Source organism: Pedobacter sp. UBA5917, assembly GCF_002432345.1.
Lineage (GTDB): Bacteria > Bacteroidota > Bacteroidia > Sphingobacteriales > Sphingobacteriaceae > Pedobacter.
This window is the reverse complement of the sequence record NZ_DJDT01000049.1, coordinates 15,031-36,430: the sequence shown is the minus strand read 5'-3', so window position 1 is coordinate 36,430 and position 21,400 is coordinate 15,031. Positions and strand designations below refer to the sequence as shown.

At 40.2% G+C, this 21,400-nt stretch carries 22 protein-coding genes; 19 read left to right on the top strand and 3 right to left on the bottom strand.

The window, feature by feature from the left end; genetic code table 11:
* Window positions 1-169: 169 nt before the first annotated feature.
* Window positions 170-1,216: a 3-oxoacyl-ACP synthase III family protein gene (locus B2V92_RS03290; RefSeq protein WP_293304818.1), complete on the bottom strand. Its 1,047-nt coding sequence runs from the start codon at window positions 1,214-1,216 to the stop codon at window positions 170-172.
* Window positions 1,217-1,389: 173 nt separating this feature from the next.
* Here B2V92_RS03290 and B2V92_RS03285 point away from each other — a divergent pair, with 173 nt between their 5' ends.
* Window positions 1,390-1,671 (top strand): ATP-dependent Clp protease adaptor ClpS, encoded by a 282-nt coding sequence (locus B2V92_RS03285; RefSeq protein WP_025143968.1) that lies wholly within the window; start codon window positions 1,390-1,392, stop codon window positions 1,669-1,671.
* Window positions 1,672-1,796: 125 nt separating this feature from the next.
* Here B2V92_RS03285 and B2V92_RS03280 read toward each other — a convergent pair whose 3' ends face one another.
* Together B2V92_RS03280 and rsmA are read right to left on the bottom strand one after the other, a co-directional pair.
* Entirely contained in the window at window positions 1,797-2,402 is a 606-nt protein-coding gene (locus tag B2V92_RS03280; protein ID WP_293304817.1) for a thioredoxin family protein, read from the bottom strand.
* Between the two features lie 327 nt (window positions 2,403-2,729).
* Window positions 2,730-3,515 carry a 16S rRNA (adenine(1518)-N(6)/adenine(1519)-N(6))-dimethyltransferase RsmA gene (rsmA, locus tag B2V92_RS03275; protein ID WP_293304815.1) on the bottom strand — a complete coding sequence of 262 codons (786 nt, stop codon included), beginning with the start codon at window positions 3,513-3,515 and terminating at the stop codon, window positions 2,730-2,732.
* A gap of 173 nt (window positions 3,516-3,688) precedes the next feature.
* On the opposite strand from rsmA, the gene pdxA reads away from it, so the two are divergent.
* The 18 genes from pdxA to ade all read left to right on the top strand — a co-directional run bounded on the left by pdxA (window position 3,689) and on the right by ade (window position 21,361).
* Window positions 3,689-4,768 (top strand): 4-hydroxythreonine-4-phosphate dehydrogenase PdxA, encoded by a 1,080-nt coding sequence (gene pdxA, locus B2V92_RS03270; protein ID WP_293304813.1) that lies wholly within the window; start codon window positions 3,689-3,691, stop codon window positions 4,766-4,768.
* A gap of 143 nt (window positions 4,769-4,911) precedes the next feature.
* Window positions 4,912-6,090, top strand: a complete 1,179-nt coding sequence (locus tag B2V92_RS03265; RefSeq protein WP_293304811.1) for an MFS transporter — start codon at window positions 4,912-4,914, stop codon at window positions 6,088-6,090.
* A 51-nt stretch (window positions 6,091-6,141) separates the two neighbouring features.
* A complete protein-coding gene (locus B2V92_RS03260) occupies window positions 6,142-6,984 on the top strand; it encodes a sulfurtransferase (protein ID WP_293304809.1) in 843 nt (280 codons plus the stop codon).
* A gap of 178 nt (window positions 6,985-7,162) precedes the next feature.
* A complete protein-coding gene (locus B2V92_RS03255; protein ID WP_349681417.1) occupies window positions 7,163-7,648 on the top strand; it encodes a DUF177 domain-containing protein in 486 nt (161 codons plus the stop codon).
* A 15-nt stretch (window positions 7,649-7,663) separates the two neighbouring features.
* A complete protein-coding gene (gene rpmF / locus B2V92_RS03250) occupies window positions 7,664-7,855 on the top strand; it encodes a 50S ribosomal protein L32 (protein ID WP_025143959.1) in 192 nt (63 codons plus the stop codon).
* Between the two features lie 101 nt (window positions 7,856-7,956).
* Window positions 7,957-8,895, top strand: coding sequence for a phosphate acyltransferase PlsX (gene plsX, locus B2V92_RS03245; RefSeq protein WP_113947628.1), 939 nt, complete (start codon window positions 7,957-7,959; stop codon window positions 8,893-8,895).
* Between the two features lie 18 nt (window positions 8,896-8,913).
* Window positions 8,914-9,912, top strand: coding sequence for a beta-ketoacyl-ACP synthase III (locus B2V92_RS03240; protein WP_293304783.1), 999 nt, complete (start codon window positions 8,914-8,916; stop codon window positions 9,910-9,912).
* Between the two features lie 119 nt (window positions 9,913-10,031).
* Window positions 10,032-10,508: an acetyl-CoA carboxylase biotin carboxyl carrier protein gene (accB, locus tag B2V92_RS03235; protein ID WP_293304781.1), complete on the top strand. Its 477-nt coding sequence runs from the start codon at window positions 10,032-10,034 to the stop codon at window positions 10,506-10,508.
* A 196-nt stretch (window positions 10,509-10,704) separates the two neighbouring features.
* Window positions 10,705-12,045, top strand: coding sequence for an acetyl-CoA carboxylase biotin carboxylase subunit (accC, locus tag B2V92_RS03230; RefSeq protein ID WP_293304779.1), 1,341 nt, complete (start codon window positions 10,705-10,707; stop codon window positions 12,043-12,045).
* A gap of 95 nt (window positions 12,046-12,140) precedes the next feature.
* Window positions 12,141-12,338, top strand: coding sequence for a DUF2683 family protein (locus tag B2V92_RS03225; protein ID WP_293304777.1), 198 nt, complete (start codon window positions 12,141-12,143; stop codon window positions 12,336-12,338).
* Window positions 12,329-12,595 (top strand): Txe/YoeB family addiction module toxin, encoded by a 267-nt coding sequence (locus B2V92_RS03220; RefSeq protein WP_293304775.1) that lies wholly within the window; start codon window positions 12,329-12,331, stop codon window positions 12,593-12,595. Before B2V92_RS03225 ends, B2V92_RS03220 begins: the two co-directional genes overlap by 10 nt.
* A 116-nt stretch (window positions 12,596-12,711) precedes the next feature.
* Window positions 12,712-13,593 (top strand): twin-arginine translocase subunit TatC, encoded by an 882-nt coding sequence (tatC, locus tag B2V92_RS03215; RefSeq protein WP_293304774.1) that lies wholly within the window; start codon window positions 12,712-12,714, stop codon window positions 13,591-13,593.
* Between the two features lie 45 nt (window positions 13,594-13,638).
* On the top strand, window positions 13,639-14,076 hold the full coding sequence (gene rpiB / locus B2V92_RS03210) for a ribose 5-phosphate isomerase B (protein ID WP_293304773.1): 438 nt from the start codon (window positions 13,639-13,641) through the stop codon (window positions 14,074-14,076).
* 27 nt (window positions 14,077-14,103) lie between these two features.
* Window positions 14,104-15,738 carry a M28 family peptidase gene (locus B2V92_RS03205; RefSeq protein ID WP_293304771.1) on the top strand — a complete coding sequence of 545 codons (1,635 nt, stop codon included), beginning with the start codon at window positions 14,104-14,106 and terminating at the stop codon, window positions 15,736-15,738.
* Between the two features lie 153 nt (window positions 15,739-15,891).
* A complete protein-coding gene (locus B2V92_RS03200; RefSeq protein ID WP_414691886.1) occupies window positions 15,892-17,277 on the top strand; it encodes a LutB/LldF family L-lactate oxidation iron-sulfur protein in 1,386 nt (461 codons plus the stop codon).
* Between the two features lie 136 nt (window positions 17,278-17,413).
* Window positions 17,414-17,635 (top strand): hypothetical protein, encoded by a 222-nt coding sequence (locus tag B2V92_RS03195; protein ID WP_293304767.1) that lies wholly within the window; start codon window positions 17,414-17,416, stop codon window positions 17,633-17,635.
* A gap of 21 nt (window positions 17,636-17,656) precedes the next feature.
* Window positions 17,657-19,633 (top strand): alpha-ketoacid dehydrogenase subunit alpha/beta, encoded by a 1,977-nt coding sequence (locus B2V92_RS03190; RefSeq protein ID WP_293304765.1) that lies wholly within the window; start codon window positions 17,657-17,659, stop codon window positions 19,631-19,633.
* Between the two features lie 90 nt (window positions 19,634-19,723).
* Window positions 19,724-21,361 (top strand): adenine deaminase, encoded by a 1,638-nt coding sequence (ade, locus tag B2V92_RS03185; protein WP_293304763.1) that lies wholly within the window; start codon window positions 19,724-19,726, stop codon window positions 21,359-21,361.
* The last annotated feature ends 39 nt before the right edge of the window (window positions 21,362-21,400 follow it).

Here is a 21,400-nt window from a genome sequence, read left to right as displayed (position 1 = left end):
AGTGGAGAGATCTATCTCGAGACAGATTTCTCGGCTTCGTTGCACTTCGCTCGAAATGACGGTATTGATGAAATAAGTTTTTATACTAACTTGCCGGGCTATTTTAACAAGACTAAAGACTAAAGACTAAAGACTAAAGACTAAAGACTAAAGACTAAAAACTAAAGACCTACCACCTAATCAATGCACTGGCCCAGGTAAAACCCGATCCAAATGCAGCAAGGCAAACCAAATCGCCATCTTTAATTTTGCCGGCTTCCCATGCTTCGCATAAAGCAATCGGAACGGAAGCAGCCGTGGTATTTCCATATTTTTGGATATTATTAAAAACCTGATCGTCGTTTAAGCCCAGCAATTGTTGTACGTACTGACTGATGCGTAAATTTGCCTGATGGGGCACTAACATATCAATATCTTTTTCGGCTAGGTTATTTGCGGCCAAAGCTTCCTTAATTACTTCGGGGAATTTAACCACAGCTTTTTTAAAAACCGCTGGTCCATCCATATAAGGTAGTGCTGCACCACTTTCTAAAATTTCGTTTGTCATAAACAATCCGCCCAATTCCTGCTCCGGATAAGCGGGTTTATCTTTGAGCCATTTATTGGCATGCGAACCGGGGTAATACATGGCCAAAATTTCGGCATCAGCACCATCACTATGTAAATGAGTACTTAAAATCCCTTTTCCGGGTTCATCTGTCGGCTGCAATACTACAGCGCCTGCACCATCACCAAAAATTACCGATACATTGCGGCTACGGGTTTCAAAATCCATTGCAAAAGAGTGTTTCTCGCTCCCCACCACCAGCACATTTTTATACATGCCCGTTTTTACAAACTGATCGGCCACAGAAAGTGCATATACAAATCCCGAACATTGGTTACGGATATCCAATGCGCCGATTTCGCCCATGCCCATTTCGCGTTGCAACAGCACACCACAACCAGGGAAATAATAATCAGGACTTAAGGTAGCAAAAACGATAAAATCGACATCTTTAACGGTAATTCCAGCCCTTTCAATCGCAATTTTGGCGGCTTCAATGCCCATTGTAGTGGTAGTTTCCTCGTTACGATCGGCAAAACGGCGTTCTTTGATACCTGTACGCTCCTGGATCCAGGCATCATTGGTATCCATAAAACGGCTTAAATCATCATTGGTATATACATTTTTAGGAACGTAGTAACCTATTCCCGCAATTTTAGACTGGTGCATGCTCGTGTTTTTTATAATTTGGTTAACAAATGTATTAAAAGAGATGAAAGAATATGCAAAATGTATGATGTAAGATGTTGTACGGTCTTATCCTATTGCCCTTCATCCATTTTACCTATTCCATCTTACATTAAAACTATTATATCTTACATAAAAATAGTTATTTTTGCACCATGTCTACAGAAACCAAAGAAGAGACCTTTACGCTCGAAGAAATTTTAACTTCCTTAAAAACCGTACATCGCCTTATTTTGTGGAATGATGATATCAATACTTTTGATCATGTGATTTACTGCATGATGAAATACCTGGATTATAACGAATCGCAGGCCGAAAAAATTGCATGGAAAGTGCATAACGAAGGTAAATGCCCGGTTTTGGAAGGTTCTTTTACCGAAATGGAAGTTTACCGCAAAATTTTACAGCAAGAAGGATTGACCGTTTCTGTTGATTAAACATAGGGGTATTTCTCCTGCGAATCGTCATGCTGAACTTGGTTCAGCATCTTTTCTGCAAATAGCCCCTGAAATAAATCCGATAGTATCGGATCAGGGTGACGACCGCTGTAGAAATAATAATATTAACTCCCTAACCCCTTCAAAAGCACTGTTAACTCGGCCTGTGTACTTTGCGTTTTATCTTTGGCATACCAACCGTGAAGCTTTTCTGCCACCAGCATCGAATCGGGAATTTCCTTTTTCCATTCTTTTAAAAGTGCCTGCAATACTTGTGGTCGTGGTGCCCAGGTAGCCAAAATCTCATCGGCAGTTTCGTTCAATACAATCAGAACAGGAATTGCCCTGCCGCCATTGGTTAAATGTGCGTCGATTAACGGAAGATTTTTATCACGTAAAACAAACTTCATCTCTATTTTACCCAACGATGCCGTTGCAATTTTATTAAATACAGGGATAATCTGCGCAGCATCGCCACACCAGCCTTCGGTAATCACCAAAAATTTGTAATTGGCCTTTAAGTTTTCGACAACAGTAGCTAGTTCTTCGTTTAAACTGGCTGTCTTATCAACCCTGTTCATCCGTTGAATATTCATTTTACTATAATGCAGCATGGCTTCAGAATTATCCGGACCAGTGGTTTTTCCTTCCAATAGAAGTTGATCAACCAATGCACGGTAAGTCAGGTAATCAATTCCCTGTTCTTCAAATATTTCGCGATAATTTAACATAAGTTCCCCTTAAAATTACAGCGCAAAGGAAAGGAGAAATTAGATGAAAATAATCATGATTTTGCAAGAAAAAGCGGGCGCAGAATTACATAGATTTTAGGGTTGCACAGATTTAAAATTGTATTTCTGACAATGTTCATACTGGTGTAATAGAACACTTTGATTTAATGCAATATCGGAAATACATAAACCCGATTGAAATGGAAAGCCCGTAAGCGAGGTACGAGTGCGGACTTGTAATGAAAAGCGGGACTGCTGCAGCCGAAATGAGCCGAAACATGCTTTTCATATTTATAAAAATAGTTTTTTAAGCAAAAGGAATGTTAACTATACGGCCATCAACTTGCTCACATGCTGCGTTAAGGCCACAAAATCGGCAACGGTTAACTGCTCGGCCCGCTTTTCAAAATAAATATGATCATCCATTTTATCTTTTGGCATTACCGCCGAAACCGCATTACGCAAGGTTTTTCTGCGTTGGTTGAAACCCGCTTTAACCACACGCCAGAATAATTTTTCATCACAGTCCAAAGTCTCCACCTCGTTACGGGTTAAGCGGATCACTGCCGAATGCACTTTTGGAGGCGGATTAAATGTTCCGGGTTTAACGGTAATCAGGTATTCGATTTTATAATAAGCCTGAAGAAACACACTTAAAATACCATATTCTTTACTGCCTGCAGGTGCAGCACAACGCTGGGCAACTTCCTTTTGGAACATCCCAACCATCTCTACCACTTTATTGCGGTTATCGAGGATCTTAAACAAAATCTGTGAAGAAATATTATAGGGGAAATTACCGATAATGGCAAAGGGACCAGGGAAAATTGCATCAAAATCGAGTTTCAAAAAATCACCATTGATCAGCCGGTCGCCAAGCTGTGGATATTTCTCATTTAAAAAGTGGTAAGATTCGGTATCAATATCGATCAGATAAGTTTCCAGGTCTTTCCGTTGCAACAAAAAATCAGATAAGATGCCCATCCCCGGACCAACCTCTAAAACCTGATGGTATTTATCGGTACTAACCAGGGCCTCAACAATGCGGTTGGCAATGCCTTTATCGGTTAAAAAATGCTGACCTAAATGTTTTTTTGCTTTTACTAAACTCATACCTCAATAATTTGTCGAATATTTTAACCGCAAAGGGCACTAAGATTCGGCGCTAAGTAGGCAAAGATAGGCTTATTATTTCTTTGCGAATCACTTTGCGTACTTTGCGGTTTCATTTTTTTTAAAGGGTTTAAACGAAAATCAGTAATTTGCGCTAAAATTTTCCAGTAATTATGAGCAATAAACTTAAAATTGGCATCAGTATAGGCGACGTAAACGGTATAGGTTTAGAGGTAATTATTAAAACATTATCCAATCCTGCTATTTTAAATTATTGCACCCCAATTGTTTATGGCCATACCAAGGTTTCATCTTTTCACAGAAAGGCAAATAATCTTGGCGATTTCAGTTTTAATGTAATCAATCATGCCAACCAGGCGCAGGTAAAGCGTGCCAACATGATCAATTGCTGGGAAGAAGATGTAAAAATCGAATTGGGCCAGATTACTCCAACCGGCGGAAAATATGCGCTTTTATCTTTAGAGCGGGCAACTGCCGACCTTGTAAATGGTGATATTGATGCTTTGGTTACGGCTCCGATCAACAAACACAACATTCAATCGGATACTTTTGCTTTTCCCGGGCATACCGAATACCTGCAGGAAAAAAGTGGAAGTAAAGATGTACTGATGTTCCTCATCAGTGAAAACTTAAGAGTAGGTGTGGTTACCGGCCATATACCTGTAAAAGATGTTCCAGCTTCGATTACAAAGGAAAAAATTGTAAATAAATTAAAGCTGATCAACGAAAGTCTGAAAAAAGATTTCTGGATCGAAAAACCGAAAATTGCAGTTCTGGGCTTAAACCCACATGCCAGCGACAATGGTTTATTGGGCACCGAAGAAGCAGAAATTATTACACCTGCCATTCAGGAAGCTTATGATAAAGGCATTGTATGTTTTGGTCCGTACCCCGCCGATGGCTTTTTCGGCAATGGCAGTTACAAACAGTTTGATGCGGTTTTGGCCATGTACCACGATCAGGGATTGATTCCTTTTAAAACACTGGCCTTCCACAATGGCGTAAACTATACTGCCGGCTTAAACTTTGTGCGTACCTCTCCCGATCATGGCACGGGTTACGATATTGCAGGTAAAGATCTGGCAGATTCAACTTCATTTACCGAAGCTCTATTTTCGGCCATCCACATTGTGAAAAACCGCAGGGAACAGGAAGAAATGCTGGGCAACCAGTTACGTACAGGCGGTAAAGTTGTGGAAACACAGTTCGATATTAAGGATGATGCCTCTTAAGGCTGGAAGGTTGAGGGTTTAAAGGCGGAAGGTTTTTAGAGCACAAAGACTAAAGCGGAAAGACTAAAGTAAGAATATAGGAATAAGAAAGGTTATGTACCTTTGGCCTCTGACTTCGGACATCCGACCTCGGACTTATTCAAATGAATACTAAAAAAACCAAGTACATACTCCCAACAATTGTTATTGCGCAATTTCTCTGCACCTCTTTGTGGTTTGCGGGCAACGCTATATTACCCGATATTGTTAAAAACTTCCCTGCCGAAACCAACTTATTGGCCAACCTTACCAGTATGGTACAGTTTGGTTTTATCAGTGGCACTTTAGTTTTTGCCTTTTTTGCTATTTCTGATATCTTTTCACCCTCAAAGGTGTTTTTTATCTGTGGAATTGCAGCTGCATTATTTAATCTGGGTGCCTGCCTTCCATTATCCGATGTACACTTATTATTGCTATTTCGCTTTTTAACGGGTTTTATGCTCGCCGGAATTTATCCTGTCGGGATGAAAATTGCCTCCGATTACTTTAAAGATGGACTCGGTAAATCACTGGGCTTTTTGGTGGGGGCCTTGGTATTAGGCACTGCTTTTCCACATCTACTGAAAACATTTACCGGAAGTTTTCCCTGGCAATACGTCATTTTTGCTACATCGGCCTTATCGGTAACCGGTGCGCTGGCCATTTTATTTTTGGTACCGAACGGCCCGTTCAGAACAGCAGGGCAGAAATTCGACCTCCGGTCGTGCTTTGACGGTTTTAAAAATCCAGGGTTCCGGTCGGCCGCTTTTGCCTATTTTGGCCATATGTGGGAGCTTTATACTTTCTGGGCTTTTTTACCCGGCATGTTATTGCTTTTTAACAGCAAACATCCTTTTTCGACTTTAAATATCCCATTATTTTCGTTTTTGGTTATTGCATCAGGCGGAATATCCTGTATGATTGGTGGTATATTATCGCAAAAATTTGGTGCAAAAAGAATAGCAACCATTGCACTGGCTATTTCAGGCTTATGCTGTCTGCTTTCTCCCATTTTTCTGTTCAGCGGCTCAGCTTACGTCTTCCTTACATTTTTATTTTGCTGGGGTTTATCCGGCACGGCAGATTCGCCATTATTTTCTTCTTTAATTGCAAAAAACGCGCCCGAAAGTTTAAGGGGAACATCGTTAACACTAGTAAATTGCATTGGTTTTGCCATCACCATTATCAGTATCCAGGCAGTTAACCTTTTATCAAAACAGCTTAACATTCAATATCTTTATATGGCATTGGCCATTGGTCCGGTTTTGGGATTATGGGCTTTAATGGCCCAAAAATCACATTAGGCCTGATTTCCAAAATCCCTTATATTGCAAAAGCTTTAACAGAATCAGAATATGGAAAACAAAATATCACCCATTATAAAACCCGAAGAATTAACCTGGCTAAACCAGGATGAAGAAATTGTGATTATTGATGCCAGTGCCGGCTCAAAAACCAGGTATGATGGGCAACATCTGGCGGGTGCACTTTTCGCCGATGTAAATGAAGATTTGGCCAATATCGGAGATTTTGCAGTTGGGGGAAGACATCCTTTACCTACCGCCGAACAGTTTTCGGCCGTGTTACAAAAGCTGGGGATTACCAAACAGAGTCATGTAATCGTATATGATGATAAAAACGGCGGTAACGCTGCAGCAAGACTCTGGTGGATGCTAAAAGCCATTGGGCATGAAAAAGTACAGGTTATTGACGGCGGTTTCCAGGCGGCTGTAAAAGCGGGTTTCCCGACTACCGACAAAATCGAGGTTCCAAAATCAGTTGATCCTTACGAAGTAAAAGCATGGGATTTACCCCTGTCTGATATCAGCGAAGTTGAAACAGTGGCAAAAACCGATGACTATATTGTTATCGATGTACGCGATGCCAACCGCTTTGCGGGTTTAACGGAGCCTATTGATTTAATTGCCGGACATATCCCGGGTGCAGCCAATATTCCCTATACCGAGAATTTAGATGCAGGCGGTGCTTTCCTCGCTCCTGAAATATTAAAAGAAAAATACGCAGAAGCTTTGGCTCATGTAAAGCCCGAAAATGTAATTGTACATTGCGGTTCGGGCATTACGGCCTGCCATACCCTTTTGGCTATGGATTATGCCGGTTTACCCATTCCTAAACTTTATGTTGGCTCGTGGAGCGAATGGAGCAGGAATAACATGGAGATGGTGCTCGCTAGTTAAACTTTCTATAGACCTTTTAGGTTTTAAAACCTATAAGGTCTAAAAATCAAGAGTTAACATCAACAATTTTTAAAAAACATTTTTAATCTAATTATTTTATCCCTACATTTGCAGGCTAAAATTTTACAGTACTTTGAACCCACTAAAACAATTTTCATTACCGTTTACCGGATTAAAATTGGGAACTCATCAGTTTGATTATGAGCTTGATGACCGCTTTTTTAATGCATTCGAGTATTCGTTGATCAAAAGTGGAAATTTGAAAGTAGACCTGGAGCTTGAGAAACAAGAGACCATGTTGATCTTAAAATTTAAAGTTATTGGTACCGTAAATTTAGATTGTGATAAATGTTTATCAGAATTCGCTTACCCGGTAAACCTTTACGAAAGGCAGATTGTAAAGTTTGCTGAAGATGAACTGGAAAGCGATGATGAGGAGATTATCTCATTAAGCCGAAAAGATTCCGAAATTGATATATCGGGGCCTTTATACGAAATGATCAACGTAGCGGTACCCTATATCAAAAACTGCGAGCAGGCAGGTAAAGATTGCGATCAGGAAATGATTGACCGCTTAAATCAGTTATCTATCGAAAAGCAGGACGAAGAAAATGAACAAACAAGCGACCCACGTTGGGAAGCCCTTAATAAGTTAAAAAAATAATTAGATTATACAGCAATGGCACATCCAAAACGGAAGATCTCGAAACAGAGAAAAAATAAAAGAAGAACGCACTATAAAGCTGTTACTCCTTCTTTAGCAACATGCTCGGCAACAGGTGCTATCCACGTACCTCACCGTGCTTACAACGTTGATGGTAACTTATACTACAACGGTAAACTGGTTATCGAAAATACTCAGATTGGGTAATTTTCTTAAAAAATTGTTTGTGTTTTCAGCGGCTTTAGTCATACCTTAGTCCACTGAAAAATTCAGGATTACACCTGACTTAACACAAACAGATTTTTTCTATGAAAATAGGCCTCGACATAATGGGCGGAGACTATGCTCCCAAAGCAATTGTTTTGGGAGCAATAGCTGCTCATCAATCGCTTAACGCCGGAGAGCATTTAGTTCTTATTGGCGATACCGAACAGATTAAACCCATACTTGCAGAAGAAGGTTTTAATCCAGATCATTTTGAATACGTTCATACTGATGAAGTAATTGGTATGGGCGAACATCCCACCAAAGCAATCGTTCAGAAACCAAATTCGAGCATAGCAGTTGGTTTTAACCTTTTAAAAGAAGGCAAACTCGACTCTTTTGCAAGTGCAGGTAATTCTGGAGCCATGTTGGTTGGCGCTGTTTTTAGCGTTAAAACCATTCCGGGCATCATCCGCCCATGCTTATGCACAATTCTTCCAAAAATTAAAGGCGGTACAGGCTTACTGTTAGATGTAGGTGCAAATGCCGACTGTAAACCAGATATTTTACTACAATTTGGCGTTTTGGGCAGTTTATATGCAGAAAATCTTTTGCAGATCAACGATCCTAAAGTTGCTTTAATGAACATTGGTGAAGAAGATGAGAAAGGAAATATGCTCAGCATGGCCACTTTCCCGTTGATGAAAGATACCAACCTGTTCAATTTTGTTGGTAATGTTGAAGGAAGGGATTTATTTAATGAAAAAGCGGATGTAATTGTTTGCGATGGATTTACCGGAAACGTGATGCTTAAATTAGCAGAATCGTTTTATGTGCTTACCATCAAAAAAGGACTTAAAGATGAGTTCTTCGATCGTTTCAACTACGAACAGTACGGTGGAAGTCCGGTTTTAGGCGTTAACGCTCCAGTTGTTATCGGACATGGAATTTCTAGTCCGCTAGCTGTTAAAAATATGGTTCTCCAATCAAGGGAAATGATTACCACCGGATTGGTAGAAAAAATTAGAATGGCATTTAAATAATTTATTAAAATTCTTAAAATGAGTAAAATTCACGCTGCTATTACGGCAGTAAATGGTTACGTTCCCGACTATGTGCTTACAAACGCAGAGTTAGAAACCATTGTTGACACTTCGGATGAATGGATTACCAGCAGAACGGGAATAAAAGAACGTAGAATTTTAAAGGGAGAAGGTTTAGGTACTTCCGATATGGCGGTTCATGCCGTTAATGGTTTACTTAAAAAGAGGGGTATTGATGCAAGTGAAATAGAACTGATTATCTTTTGCACCACTACTCCCGATTTTACTTTCCCTGCTACAGCAAACGTTTTAGCTGATAAAATAGGTGCTAAAAATGCATGGGGTTACGATTTGCAGGCAGCTTGTTCCGGCTTTATTTTCGGACTTTCTACAGGAGCTTCTTTCATCGAATCGGGAAGACATAAAAAAGTTTTGGTAGTTGGTGGCGATAAAATGTCGTCGATTATCAATTACGAAGACCGTACTACCTGCATCATTTTTGGTGATGGCTGTGGCTGTGCTTTATTGGAACCAAATGAAGAAGGTTTCGGTATCCAGGATTCTATCCTGAGAACAGACGGTGCAGGAAGAGATTTTCTTGGTATGAAAGCCGGTGGTTCTGTTAAACCTGCTACACACGAAACCGTTGATGCAAGAGAGCATTTCGCGCACCAGGAAGGTCCAACCGTATTTAAATTTGCGGTAACCAATATGGCCGATGTTGCTGCCGAAATTATGGAACGTAACAGCTTAACTGCTGATGATGTTGCATGGTTGGTGCCTCACCAGGCCAACAAACGCATTATCGATGCTACTGCTAACCGCATGGGCGTAACAACTGATAAAGTAATGATCAATATCGAACGTTACGGAAATACAACCAACGGAACTATTCCATTATGTTTATGGGAGTGGGAAAGCAGATTGAAAAAAGGTGATAACATCGTTTTAGCTGCCTTTGGTGGCGGTTTCACCTGGGGATCGGTTTACCTTAAATGGGCCTACGACACAAAATAGTCTGAAGTCTTTAGTCTGGAGTCCGAAGTAAAGGTATCGTCCAGATAAAAAATTAAAACAAAAAAAGTATAACTTAGTTAATTCAATAAACACTATTTTTTACATAACTAGCCTAAAAAATGGATATCAAACAAATACAGGAACTGATTAAATTTGTTTCTCGTTCTGGAGTAAATGAAGTTGCTATTGAGCAGGAAAACTTCAAAATCACGATCAAAACAAACCAAGCACCAACAGTTGTGCACGCTACCGTACCACAGGCTCCGCTTGTACAGGCTGCTGCACCAGTTGCTACAGCTCCTACTGCCCCGGTTGCAGCAACACCAGTTGCGCCTGCTGCAGAAGACACTTCAAAATACTTAACCATCAAATCACCGATGATCGGTACTTTCTACCGCTCAGCTAGTCCGGATAAACCAATGTTTGTAAACGTTGGCGACGAGATCAGCGCAGGTAAAGTAGTTTGTATTATTGAAGCGATGAAACTTTTCAACGAAATCGAAAGTGAAGTTTCTGGCCGTATCGTTAAAATCCTGGTTGATAATGCATCGCCGGTAGAATACGACCAACCGTTATTTTTAGTGGAACCTATTTAAATATTAACGTCACCCTGAATTTATTTCAGGGTCTTCTTTTTAAATGATGCTGGATTCCAGTACATCAAGTAAAAAATATAAATGGTTCGTGGCAACACGAACCATGGCATTTAATTTAAAATTTGATTCACCGGCTTACATTACACTACTTAATCAGTGTAATCACATAATCCGTGTAATCATCAATTAAAAAATTATGTTTAAAAAAATACTAATTGCCAACAGGGGTGAAATCGCTTTGCGTATTATCCGTACCTGTAAGGAAATGGGCATCAAAACGGTTGCTGTTTACTCTACCGCAGATCGCGAAAGTTTACACGTACGTTTTGCTGATGAGGCTGTTTGTATTGGCCCCCCACCTAGTAAAGATTCTTATTTAAATATTCCAAATATTATTTCGGCCGCTGAATTAACTAACGCCGATGCCATACACCCTGGTTATGGTTTCCTTTCGGAAAATGCTAAGTTTTCAAACATCTGCCGCGAGTACAACATCAAGTTTATTGGTGCTACACCAGAGCAGATTAATGGCATGGGCGATAAAGCCTCTGCAAAAGAAACCATGAAAATTGCAGGTGTACCAACCATCCCGGGATCGGAAGGTTTGCTTACCAGCGTTAAAGAAGGTATTGCTATTGCCAACGAAATGGGATACCCGGTTATACTAAAAGCAACTGCCGGTGGTGGTGGCCGTGGTATGCGTGTGGTTTGGAAAGATGAAGATTTTGAAAATGCCTGGGACAGTGCCCGTCAGGAATCTGGCGCAGCATTTGGTAACGATGGTTTATATTTAGAAAAATATATCGAAGATCCACGCCACATCGAAATCCAGATTATCGGAGATCAGTTTGGTAAAGCATGTCACTTATCAGAACGCGATTGCTCTATACAACGCCGTCACCAGAAATTGGTAGAAGAATCTCCTTCTCCTTTCATGACGGATGAACTCCGCCAGAGAATGGGCGAAGCGGCGATTAAAGGAGCAATGGCTGTAAACTATGAAGGTGCAGGTACAATCGAGTTTTTGGTTGATAAACACCGTAACTTCTATTTTATGGAAATGAACACCCGTATCCAGGTAGAGCACCCGGTTACCGAAGAGGTGATCAACTTCGATTTAATTAAAGAACAGATTAAAGTTGCTGCCGGAATACCGATTTCAGGTAAAAACTATACGCCAGAGATGCACGCTATCGAATGCCGTATCAATGCAGAAGATCCGGCAAACAACTTCCGCCCTTCTCCAGGCAGAATCACTAATTTCCACTCTCCGGGTGGGCATGGTGTTCGTGTAGATACGCATGTTTATGCAGGATATTCAATTCCTTCTAACTACGATTCGATGATCGCTAAATTGATCTGTGTAGCGCAGACCCGCGAAGAAGCCATCTGTACTATGGAGCGTGCGTTGAGCGAATTCGTAATCGAAGGTATTAAAACTACTATACCTTTCCATTTACAATTGATGAAAGATCCTAACTTCAGGGCAGGAAATTTCACCACGAAATTTATGGAAACGTTCGAATTTTCAGAATAATAGAAATTACTATAAAATTCAAATCCCATTTTGGTAAAACAAGATGGGATTTTTCTTTATTAAAAACTTTAGAATTATTTCAGTAAATTTGAATTATGGAAACATTAATTGTACATCCGGAAAACAAGGCTCAATTAAACGCAATAAAGCAGGTATTAAAAGCTATGAAGATTTCTTTTGAGAAAGAAGATAGGCCTTACAATCCTGAATTTGTTGCTAAAATAAAAAAATCAGAGCAAAACTTTAAAGAAGGAAAATTCTCTAAGATAGCTATTGAGGATTTATGGAAATAGCTTTTGATGAGATAGCCAAAGAAGATCTAAGTTATTGGAAAAAAACTGGCAATATCGCTATTCAAAAGAAAATAAGTTCGCTTCTCATAGCGATTTCAGAATCTCCATTCAGCGGGATCGGCAAACCTGAACAACTTAAATACGATTTTTCAGGAATGTGGTCGAGGAGAATAAATTCAGAACATCGAATTATTTATCAAGTTTTTGAGGATGAGCAAATCATCAAAATTCATTCCCTTAGAGGACATTATAAATAATTTCATCGTTGACTTCAGGAATAAGTAGTGTCTTTTCTCACAATAATATAAACTATTTCTATATTTAACACGTAAATACCATTCTATTCAAATAGAATGGTATTTTTGTTTTCAACATGAGCGACACTAAAAAAACTTCACTTACAAAAGCTATCGGGCAAAAGAGCACCACATTAGAGGCAGAAATGTCTTTTTTCGATCACCTGGATGTTCTCCGTAAACACTTAATCAGAGCCGTAATCGCCATTGCCGTTTTTACCGGTATCGCTTTTTACTTCAACGAAGAAATCCTTGATAAAATCATTTTCGGCCCTAAAAAGCCTGATTTCTGGACCTATCGCATGATGTGTAAACTGGTAGAACATTTTCCATCACTGGGTAAGGATATGTGTATTACCAAAATCAACGGCGAAATCATCAATACCGAAATGGCGGGTCAGTTTAACCTGCAGTTAAATGTTTGTGTAATGTGTGGTATAGTGGTTGGTTTTCCTTATTTATTATGGGAAATCTGGCGTTTTATTAAACCTGCTTTGCACGAGAACGAGCGCAAATCGGCCAGTGGTTTTGTATTTTTTGCATCGGTACTTTTCATCATCGGTATCTTTTTTGGCTACTTCGTGGTGTGTCCGTTATCTGTTAACTTTTTAACTGGTTACACAGTAAGTGCTGAAATTAAAAACACTTTTACTGTTGATTCTTACCTTTCATCTGTTGCTACCTTAACTTTGGGTACCGGAATTATATTCGAACTTCCCGTTATCATTTTCATCCTGTCTAAATTGGGATTAATGACCCCAAAACTAATGAGATCGAGCAGAAGGTACGCAGCTGTAATTATCCTGATTATTGCCGCTATTGTAACACCAACACCGGATATTATGACGATGTTGATTGTAGCCACGCCTTTATTCCTGCTTTACGAGCTGAGTATTTTTGTTTCGGCCTATATTGAAAAGAAGAAGAAAAAAGCCGAAGCTGCTTTCTATGCTAACTAACAAAAACATTACGAACAGATTTCATAATTCTCTATAAATTTGACAATGTCTGATACAAAAATAAAAATTGCTATTGGAGCGGATCACGCCGGGTTTGAATACAAAGAAATATTAAAGGATTTTTTAAAGGATTACGAGTTAAAGGACTTTGGCACTTATTCGGAAAGTTCGGTAGATTACCCCGACTTTGCCCATCCGGTTGCTGCTGCTGTAGAAAGTGGTGAATTTACCTATGGCATTTTACTTTGCGGATCGGCAAATGGAGTAGCCATTACTGCCAACAAACATCAGCACATCAGGGCCGGCTTATGCTGGGAGAATGAAGTTGCTGCCCTGGTTCGCAAGCATAATGATGCAAACGTTTTGTGCATACCTGCAAGATTTGTTTCAGAAGAACTGGCTAAAGAAATTACCACAACTTTTTTGAACACTGCTTTCGAAGGTGGCCGACACCAGAACAGGGTTGAAAAAATTTCGTGCTAACAGAAAACTCAACTAACTATTATCATAATGAACAAAAAGTTTTTAACCCTTGGCTTTGCCTCGCTTATTTCTGCGAGCTGTTTCAGCCAAATTACGCCACTTAAGCCTAATCCCGATGCGATAAGGTTCAGTAAGGCCATTAATCCTGAAAATGCATACAAACATCTTTCAGTTTTGGCATCTGATGAATACGAAGGTCGCGAAACAGGTACAAAAGGGGCCTGGATGGCCGCAGATTATATCCGCGATTATTTTAAGTCGCTGGGATTAAAAGCACCGGTAAACGGTAGCTATTTCCAAAAAATCGACCTGGTTAATGTTACTTTAAAAGAAAGTCACTTAACCGTAAACGGTCAACCCAAAGAATACTTAAAAGATTATCTGGTGTCGCCTAGTTTAGTAAGCGATAAAGGCTTTACTTTTTCTACTGATGACATTGTATTTATCGGTTACGGAATAAAAAAGGATAGTTATAACGATTTCGCTGGTACCGATATCAAAGGAAAAGTGGTAATGATGTTCAATGGTGGCGATCCTACCTTAAAACCTGGTACGAGGATAGATAGGCCAGCTTACCGCGCAAGTTTAGAAGCAAGGGCAAAATATTTTGCAGAAAACAACGTAAAAGCGATTATTTTAATCGATCCTGCTGTAGATAGAATAACAGAAAGCTCTAAACAAATTGCAAAAAACGGCAGGGTAATGGTTAAAACCAATGCCGCCATTGAAGCTCAAAAGCAGAACGAAATTCCGCGCGTATCTGTATCGGTAGCTTTAGCCAATGAATTATTTAAAGCGTCGAATACTACGGTTGCAGACCTTCAGAAAAAAATCGTTGCAAGTCAGGCTCCTGCCTCACAGGTATTAAGTGTTCCTTTCTCGGCAAGTGCTGCAAAAACAGAAACCCCTGTTAGGTGCGAAAACGTTTTGGGTTATTTAGAAGGTTCGGATCCGGTTCTTAAAAAAGAAGTATTGATCCTTACCGGTCATTACGATCATATTGGCTTGGAAACAGATCCAAATGCAAAAGATAAAGTAAATAACGGTGCTGATGATGACGGATCAGGAACAACCGGTGTTCTATTGATGGCAAAAGCTTTTACCGATGCTAAAAAAGCCGGAAAAGGATCTAAACGCAGTATTTTATTTATGACTGTTGTTGGTGAAGAAAAAGGTTTGTGGGGTTCTGAATGGTATTCGGAGCATCCCGTTTTCCCGGTTGAAAACACCATTGCAGATTTAAATACAGATATGATCGGCCGCATTGGTGAAGAGTATTTGGGCAAACCAGATTCAGCAAATTATATTTATTCGGTTGGTTCGAACATGTTAAGCAGCGATTTGGGTAAATTAAGCGAGCAGGTTAATGCAACTTATACCAAAATGAAGCTTGATTATAAATACGATGATCCAAAAGATCCTGAACAGATTTATTACCGTTCTGATCATTATAACTTCGCCAAACTTGGTATTCCGATTATCTTCTATTACGATGGAATGTTGCAACAGGATTACCACAAACCAGGTGATGAAGTAAGCAAAATTAATTTCCCACTATTATCTAAGCGGGCAAAATTAACCTACTTTACCGCGTGGGAACTGGCTAACAGACCTAAACGCCCGGCAGTAGACATGGACGGAAAAGGTAACCCAAAGAAATAATAAAGTAAAAATACAAGGCCCTGGCAAAATGTCGGGGCTTTTTTGTGCTTAACGCTTTTCGCGCCTACATAAATTCCTATCTTTGAATTTATAACGAAATAGCTAAAAACTAAAATCAGTTAATATTCGTTACCTATTACAAAATAATCATTGATGAATATTGCCGAGGAATTTTTAGAGAAATCTGACGAAAAAGCTTTCGATTTACCGCATCGTAGAACCATAAATTACAATATTGGTAAATACAATGCAGCTGTTGAACGCGGCTTATCAAAATTCGAAAATTTAGAGGCATCCAAAAAAAAGGCACACGTAATTAAATGGCGTGTGATGGAAAATCTCGATAAGTTCCTACCCGAATTTGAATCTAATTTTCAGCGCCGTGGCGGCAAGGTAATCTGGGCCAACGATGCAAATGAGGCACAGCAGGAAATCCTTAACATCATTAAAAGGAATAACGGCAAAACAGTAATCAAATCTAAATCGATGACAACCGAGGAAATCCATTTAAACGATTTCCTGGAAAAAAACAACATCGAATCCTTAGAAAGCGACCTGGGAGAATACATTGTGCAGTTGCTAGGTCAGGCACCTTATCACATCGTTACGCCTGCCATGCACTTAAGTGCTACCGACATTGCACAACTATTCCACGATAAATTTGGCACCCCTATCGATGCCACTCCACCGCAGCTTGTACAAAAAGCAAGGGAATTGCTCCGCGATAAATACTTAACGGCTGATATCGGCATCAGTGGCGGGAATTTCCTGATCGCTGATACCGGAAGTATTGCTTTAACCGAAAACGAAGGCAATGCACGTTTGAGCACCACTTTTCCAAAAATCCATATTGCTATAGTCGGAATTGAAAAAGTAATCCCTTCTATGGCCGATCTGGATCTGTTCTGGCCTTTACTGGCTTCGCACGGAACCGGACAGAACCTAACCGTTTACAATACCATTTTAAGCGGTCCACGCCAACCTAACGAAACGGATGGTCCTGAAGAAATGTATGTGATCCTGCTTGATAACGGACGAAGCAACCTGTTGGCTCAAAAAGACCAAAGACAAGCGCTATACTGCATCCGTTGTGGTGCCTGTTTAAATGCCTGCCCGGTTTATAAAAACATCGGCGGTCATACCTATAACACTACCTACAGCGGCCCGATTGGATCGGTAATTACACCACATTTTAAAGGCATGGAAGAGTTTAAGCATTTAAGCTATGCCTCCAGCCTCTGCGGCAAATGTACGGAAGTATGCCCTGTTAAAATCGATATCCATAAAATGTTATTGCTCAACCGTAGAGATGCTGCTGCAACCCACGAAAATGGCAAAAAAGAGGAAATTGGCTGGAGTATGTTCAGCAGAATGATGCAAAAGCGTAAATGGATGGATTTTTTTGGCGGAAAGTTTAAAAACTTCATGCTTAAAAGATTCTTCAAAAAGAGCTGGGGCAAATACCGCGAAATGCCAAAAGTGGCCGATAAATCTTTTGCAAAACAATGGGAAGAGTTGAAGAAAGGGAAAGAGTCTTAAGTCCAGAGTCTTTAGTCTTTAGTCTTTAGTCTTTAGTCTTTAGTCTTTAGTCTTTAAATGAGACTTTGATCTGAAATATAGTTTAATCAGCCTTTATATTTTTCTATATTTGATATTGAGACTAATAAATAGAAATATGGATACGGTTTTGTTAGAAATCACAAATGAAAAGGCATATCAACTCATACAGGATTTAGAAGCCTTAGATATTGTTAAAATTTTAGAAAAAAATACAAAGCCGACAGAAAGCCTTTGGAAGAGATTTGCTGGTTCCTTAAATCTTACCGATCAGCAATACGAAGAATTCCAGCAACATGTAAAAGATAGCAGGAACGAATGGCAGTTAGATATTTCTTAAAGTCTCAATCAAAAGCCAGCTATGCATTTTAATCGGGGAAATAAAGACGATAAATTCTTACTGAATTTATATAAAAGATTGCTTTACCCTAGGATGGTTGAAGACAAAATGCTTAAACTCTTGCGCCAGGGCAGGATTGGCAAATGGTTTTCGGGCATTGGTCAGGAAGCCATTGCAGTTGGCAGCACCCTCGCCATGCAAAGCGACGAATATATTTTGCCGATGCACCGCAACCTGGGTGTTTTTACCTCACGGGATATCCCTTTAAAAAAATTAATGGCCCAGTGGCAGGGAAAAATTACCGGTTTTACAAAAGGCCGCGACCGATCTTTCCACTTTGGCACACAGGATTATAAAATCATTGGCATGATATCGCACCTTGGTCCGCAGATGGCCCTGGCCGATGGTATTGCCCTGGCCGATGTGTTGCGTAAACAGCCTAACGCCACTTTGGTTTATACAGGAGAAGGCGCAACCAGCGAAGGCGATTTCCATGAAGCAGTAAATGTTGCTGCCGTTTGGAACCTCCCTGTAATCTTCCTGATCGAAAATAATGGTTATGGCCTTTCCACACCCAAAAGTGAGCAGTTTAGATGCAGAAATCTGGTTGATAAAGCAATTGGTTATGGGGTGGAGGGCATTCAGATAGACGGGAATAATATCCTTGAAGTTTATGACACCATCAATCAGTTGGCCAATGAAATCAGAAAAGATCCAAGACCTGTGTTGGTAGAATGCCTTACTTTCAGAATGCGCGGACACGAAGAAGCATCAGGTACCAAATACGTTCCCCAAGAGCTTTTTGATGAGTGGGAACAGAAAGATCCCTTGAAAAATTACGAAGCCTTCTTAATCGAAGAAGGTATTTTAACATCAGATAGCGTAATCGATATCAAAATCCAGATCAAAAGGGATATCGAACTGGAAGTTGAAGAAGCTTTTAACGAAGCCGAACCGGAGGCAAATGCAGAACAGGAAGAAAGCGACATGTATTTTCCTTATGAGCAACAGGTTATCCAACCTAAGCAATCTTCCACAGAAAAAAGATACCTGGATGCCATAACCGATGGACTGGATCTGGCCATGCAAAAATATCCCAACCTGGTTTTAATGGGACAGGATATTGCGGATTATGGTGGTGCTTTTAAAATTACGGATGGCTTTACGGCGAAATATGGAAAAGCCAGGGTACGCAATACCCCTATCTGCGAATCGGCCATTGTTGGTGCTGGACTTGGGCTTTCTATAAATGGATTTAAAGCTATTGTTGAAATGCAGTTTGCCGATTTTGTAACCGTTGGCTTTAACCAGATCGTAAATAACCTGGCCAAAACACATTACCGCTGGGGTGAAAAAGCCGACGTTGTAGTGCGTATGCCTACAGGCGCCGGAACGGGTGCAGGCCCATTCCACTCACAAAGTAACGAAGCCTGGTTTACCAAAACCCCCGGACTTAAAATTGTTTACCCGGCTTTCCCGGAAGAGGCAAAAGGATTATTGCTGGCGGCAATCGAAGATCCAAATCCGGTGCTTTATTTTGAACATAAATACTTGTACAGAAGCTTAACGGCTCCCGTCCCTGATGGCTATTATACCACAGAAATCGGTAAAGCAGTTAAGTTAACCGATGGCGATAAATTCGCGATCATCACTTATGGCTTGGGTGTGCATTGGGCTTTGGATTATGCGAAACAACATCCAGAAAACAATGCGACAATAATCGATCTCCGTACATTGCAACCCTGGGATAAAGAAACTGTTGAAGAAGCAGTAAAAGCAACAGGAAAGGTTTTAATTTTGCACGAAGATACCTTAACCAACGGTTTTGGAGCAGAAATATCGGCCTGGATTGGAGAACATTGTTTTCAGTATTTAGATGCACCGGTAATGCGTTGCGCGAGTTTAGATACGGCAATCCCGATGAGCAAGGTATTAGAAGAGGATTTCCTTGCGAAGGCAAGATTAACAGAAACGATAGATAAATTATTAAGATACTAAACCTCTAACGTCATGCTGAATTCATTTCAGCATCTTCGAGTTAAGACCCTGAAATAAATTCAGGGTGACGATAAATTAAACACAACACAAATGAGCAATTTTAAAGTCGAAGGAAATATCATCGACATCTCAAAACGGAATATTTTCTTTGGAGAAGTAGCAGTAGAAGAAGGCAGGATAAAATCCATTATCAAAATTTCCGATCAGCGGGATGGCGCTCATTTTATTTCTCCGGGCTTTATCGATAGCCATGTACACATCGAAAGCAGCATGCTTATCCCTAGTGAATTTGCGAGGTTAGCAGTTGTGCATGGTACAGTTTCTACAATCAGCGATCCGCACGAAATTGCCAATGTTTGCGGTATGGAAGGTGTAGAGTTTATGATCGAAAATGGGAATACCGTTCCTTTTAAATTCAATTTTGGTGCGCCAAGCTGTGTTCCGGCAACAATTTTCGAAACCGCAGGGGCCGAACTTAACCATGATGATGTAAAAGCGCTTTTAGAACGTCCTGAAATAAAATACCTCAGCGAAATGATGAATTTCCCGGGTGTGCTTTATAAGGACGAAGAAGTTTTAAAAAAAATTGCTGCCGCCCATCAATTGGGCAAACCTGTTGACGGGCACGCTCCTGGGTTACGTGGCGATGCCGTACAACAGTATATCGATGCAGGAATTTCTACCGATCACGAATGTTTTACTGCCGAAGAAGCGCTGGATAAATTACAGCGGGGCATGAAAATCCTGATCCGCGAAGGAAGCGCAGCCAAAAATTTCGAAGCACTGATCGATTTATTGAACGATTGGCCTGAAATGATGATGTTTTGCAGTGATGATAAACATCCTGATAGCCTGGTCGAAAGCCATATCAACCAGCTCTGTGCTAGAGCCGTAGAAAAAGGAATCGATATATTCAACATCCTGCAGGCAGCCTGTATCAATCCTATTATCCACTATAAACTGGATGTTGGTGCGTTACAACTTAATGATCCCGCAGATTTTATCGTGATCGAAGATTTAAAAAACTTCAAGGTTAAACAAACCTATATTGATGGGTTATTACTTGCCGAAAATGGCAAAACCTTAGGCGATTGGGTAAAACACGTAGAAGACAAAGAATCGGTAAATCATTTCGACTGCAGCTTAAAACAGGAAGAAGATTTTGTTTATCCTTTTACCGGGCAAGAAGAAATCCCGGTGATCGAGGCTTTAGACGGACAGTTAATTACCAATAGATTATCAGCTAAACCAAAGGTTTCGGATGGAAATATTATCAGCGACCTGGAAAATGATGTGTTAAAAATGGTGGTGGTAAACCGCTATCACGATGCACCTGTGGCTGTATCTTTCGTAAAGAATTTCGGATTAAAACATGGAGCAATTGCCTCAAGCGTTGCCCACGATAGTCATAATATTATTGCAGTTGGCGCCGATGATAAAAGTATCTGCGAAGCCGTAAACTTAGTAATCAAAGAAACCGGGGGGGTAGTGGCGCTGGGAAATGGAAAAGAAGAAGTTTTGGGCTTACCAGTTGCGGGCTTAATGAGTAATCAGAATGGTTATAAAGTAGCAGAAAGTTATACTTCGATCGATCAGTTTGCAAAAGATCTGGGCTCAACTTTACTCGCTCCTTTTATGACACTTTCTTTTATGGCATTATTGGTAATTCCACATTTAAAGCTCAGCGATAAAGGTTTATTTGATGGTGATGAGTTTAAGTTTGTGTAGATAGGGAGGCCGTCACCCTGAATTTATTTCAGGGTCTAT

Coding starts and splice junctions, on each gene's coding strand:
- B2V92_RS03290 (WP_293304818.1), bottom strand. CDS start 1,216: ATGCACCAGTCTAAAATTGCGGGAATAGGTTACTACGTTCCTAAAAAT.
- B2V92_RS03285 (WP_025143968.1), top strand. CDS start 1,390: ATGTCTACAGAAACCAAAGAAGAGACCTTTACGCTCGAAGAAATTTTA.
- B2V92_RS03280 (WP_293304817.1), bottom strand. CDS start 2,402: ATGTTAAATTATCGCGAAATATTTGAAGAACAGGGAATTGATTACCTG.
- rsmA (WP_293304815.1), bottom strand. CDS start 3,515: ATGAGTTTAGTAAAAGCAAAAAAACATTTAGGTCAGCATTTTTTAACC.
- pdxA (WP_293304813.1), top strand. CDS start 3,689: ATGAGCAATAAACTTAAAATTGGCATCAGTATAGGCGACGTAAACGGT.
- B2V92_RS03265 (WP_293304811.1), top strand. CDS start 4,912: ATGAATACTAAAAAAACCAAGTACATACTCCCAACAATTGTTATTGCG.
- B2V92_RS03260 (WP_293304809.1), top strand. CDS start 6,142: ATGGAAAACAAAATATCACCCATTATAAAACCCGAAGAATTAACCTGG.
- rpmF (WP_025143959.1), top strand. CDS start 7,664: ATGGCACATCCAAAACGGAAGATCTCGAAACAGAGAAAAAATAAAAGA.
- plsX (WP_113947628.1), top strand. CDS start 7,957: ATGAAAATAGGCCTCGACATAATGGGCGGAGACTATGCTCCCAAAGCA.
- B2V92_RS03240 (WP_293304783.1), top strand. CDS start 8,914: ATGAGTAAAATTCACGCTGCTATTACGGCAGTAAATGGTTACGTTCCC.
- accB (WP_293304781.1), top strand. CDS start 10,032: ATGGATATCAAACAAATACAGGAACTGATTAAATTTGTTTCTCGTTCT.
- accC (WP_293304779.1), top strand. CDS start 10,705: ATGTTTAAAAAAATACTAATTGCCAACAGGGGTGAAATCGCTTTGCGT.
- B2V92_RS03225 (WP_293304777.1), top strand. CDS start 12,141: ATGGAAACATTAATTGTACATCCGGAAAACAAGGCTCAATTAAACGCA.
- B2V92_RS03220 (WP_293304775.1), top strand. CDS start 12,329: ATGGAAATAGCTTTTGATGAGATAGCCAAAGAAGATCTAAGTTATTGG.
- tatC (WP_293304774.1), top strand. CDS start 12,712: ATGAGCGACACTAAAAAAACTTCACTTACAAAAGCTATCGGGCAAAAG.
- rpiB (WP_293304773.1), top strand. CDS start 13,639: ATGTCTGATACAAAAATAAAAATTGCTATTGGAGCGGATCACGCCGGG.
- B2V92_RS03205 (WP_293304771.1), top strand. CDS start 14,104: ATGAACAAAAAGTTTTTAACCCTTGGCTTTGCCTCGCTTATTTCTGCG.
- B2V92_RS03200 (WP_414691886.1), top strand. CDS start 15,892: ATGAATATTGCCGAGGAATTTTTAGAGAAATCTGACGAAAAAGCTTTC.
- B2V92_RS03195 (WP_293304767.1), top strand. CDS start 17,414: ATGGATACGGTTTTGTTAGAAATCACAAATGAAAAGGCATATCAACTC.
- B2V92_RS03190 (WP_293304765.1), top strand. CDS start 17,657: ATGCATTTTAATCGGGGAAATAAAGACGATAAATTCTTACTGAATTTA.
- ade (WP_293304763.1), top strand. CDS start 19,724: ATGAGCAATTTTAAAGTCGAAGGAAATATCATCGACATCTCAAAACGG.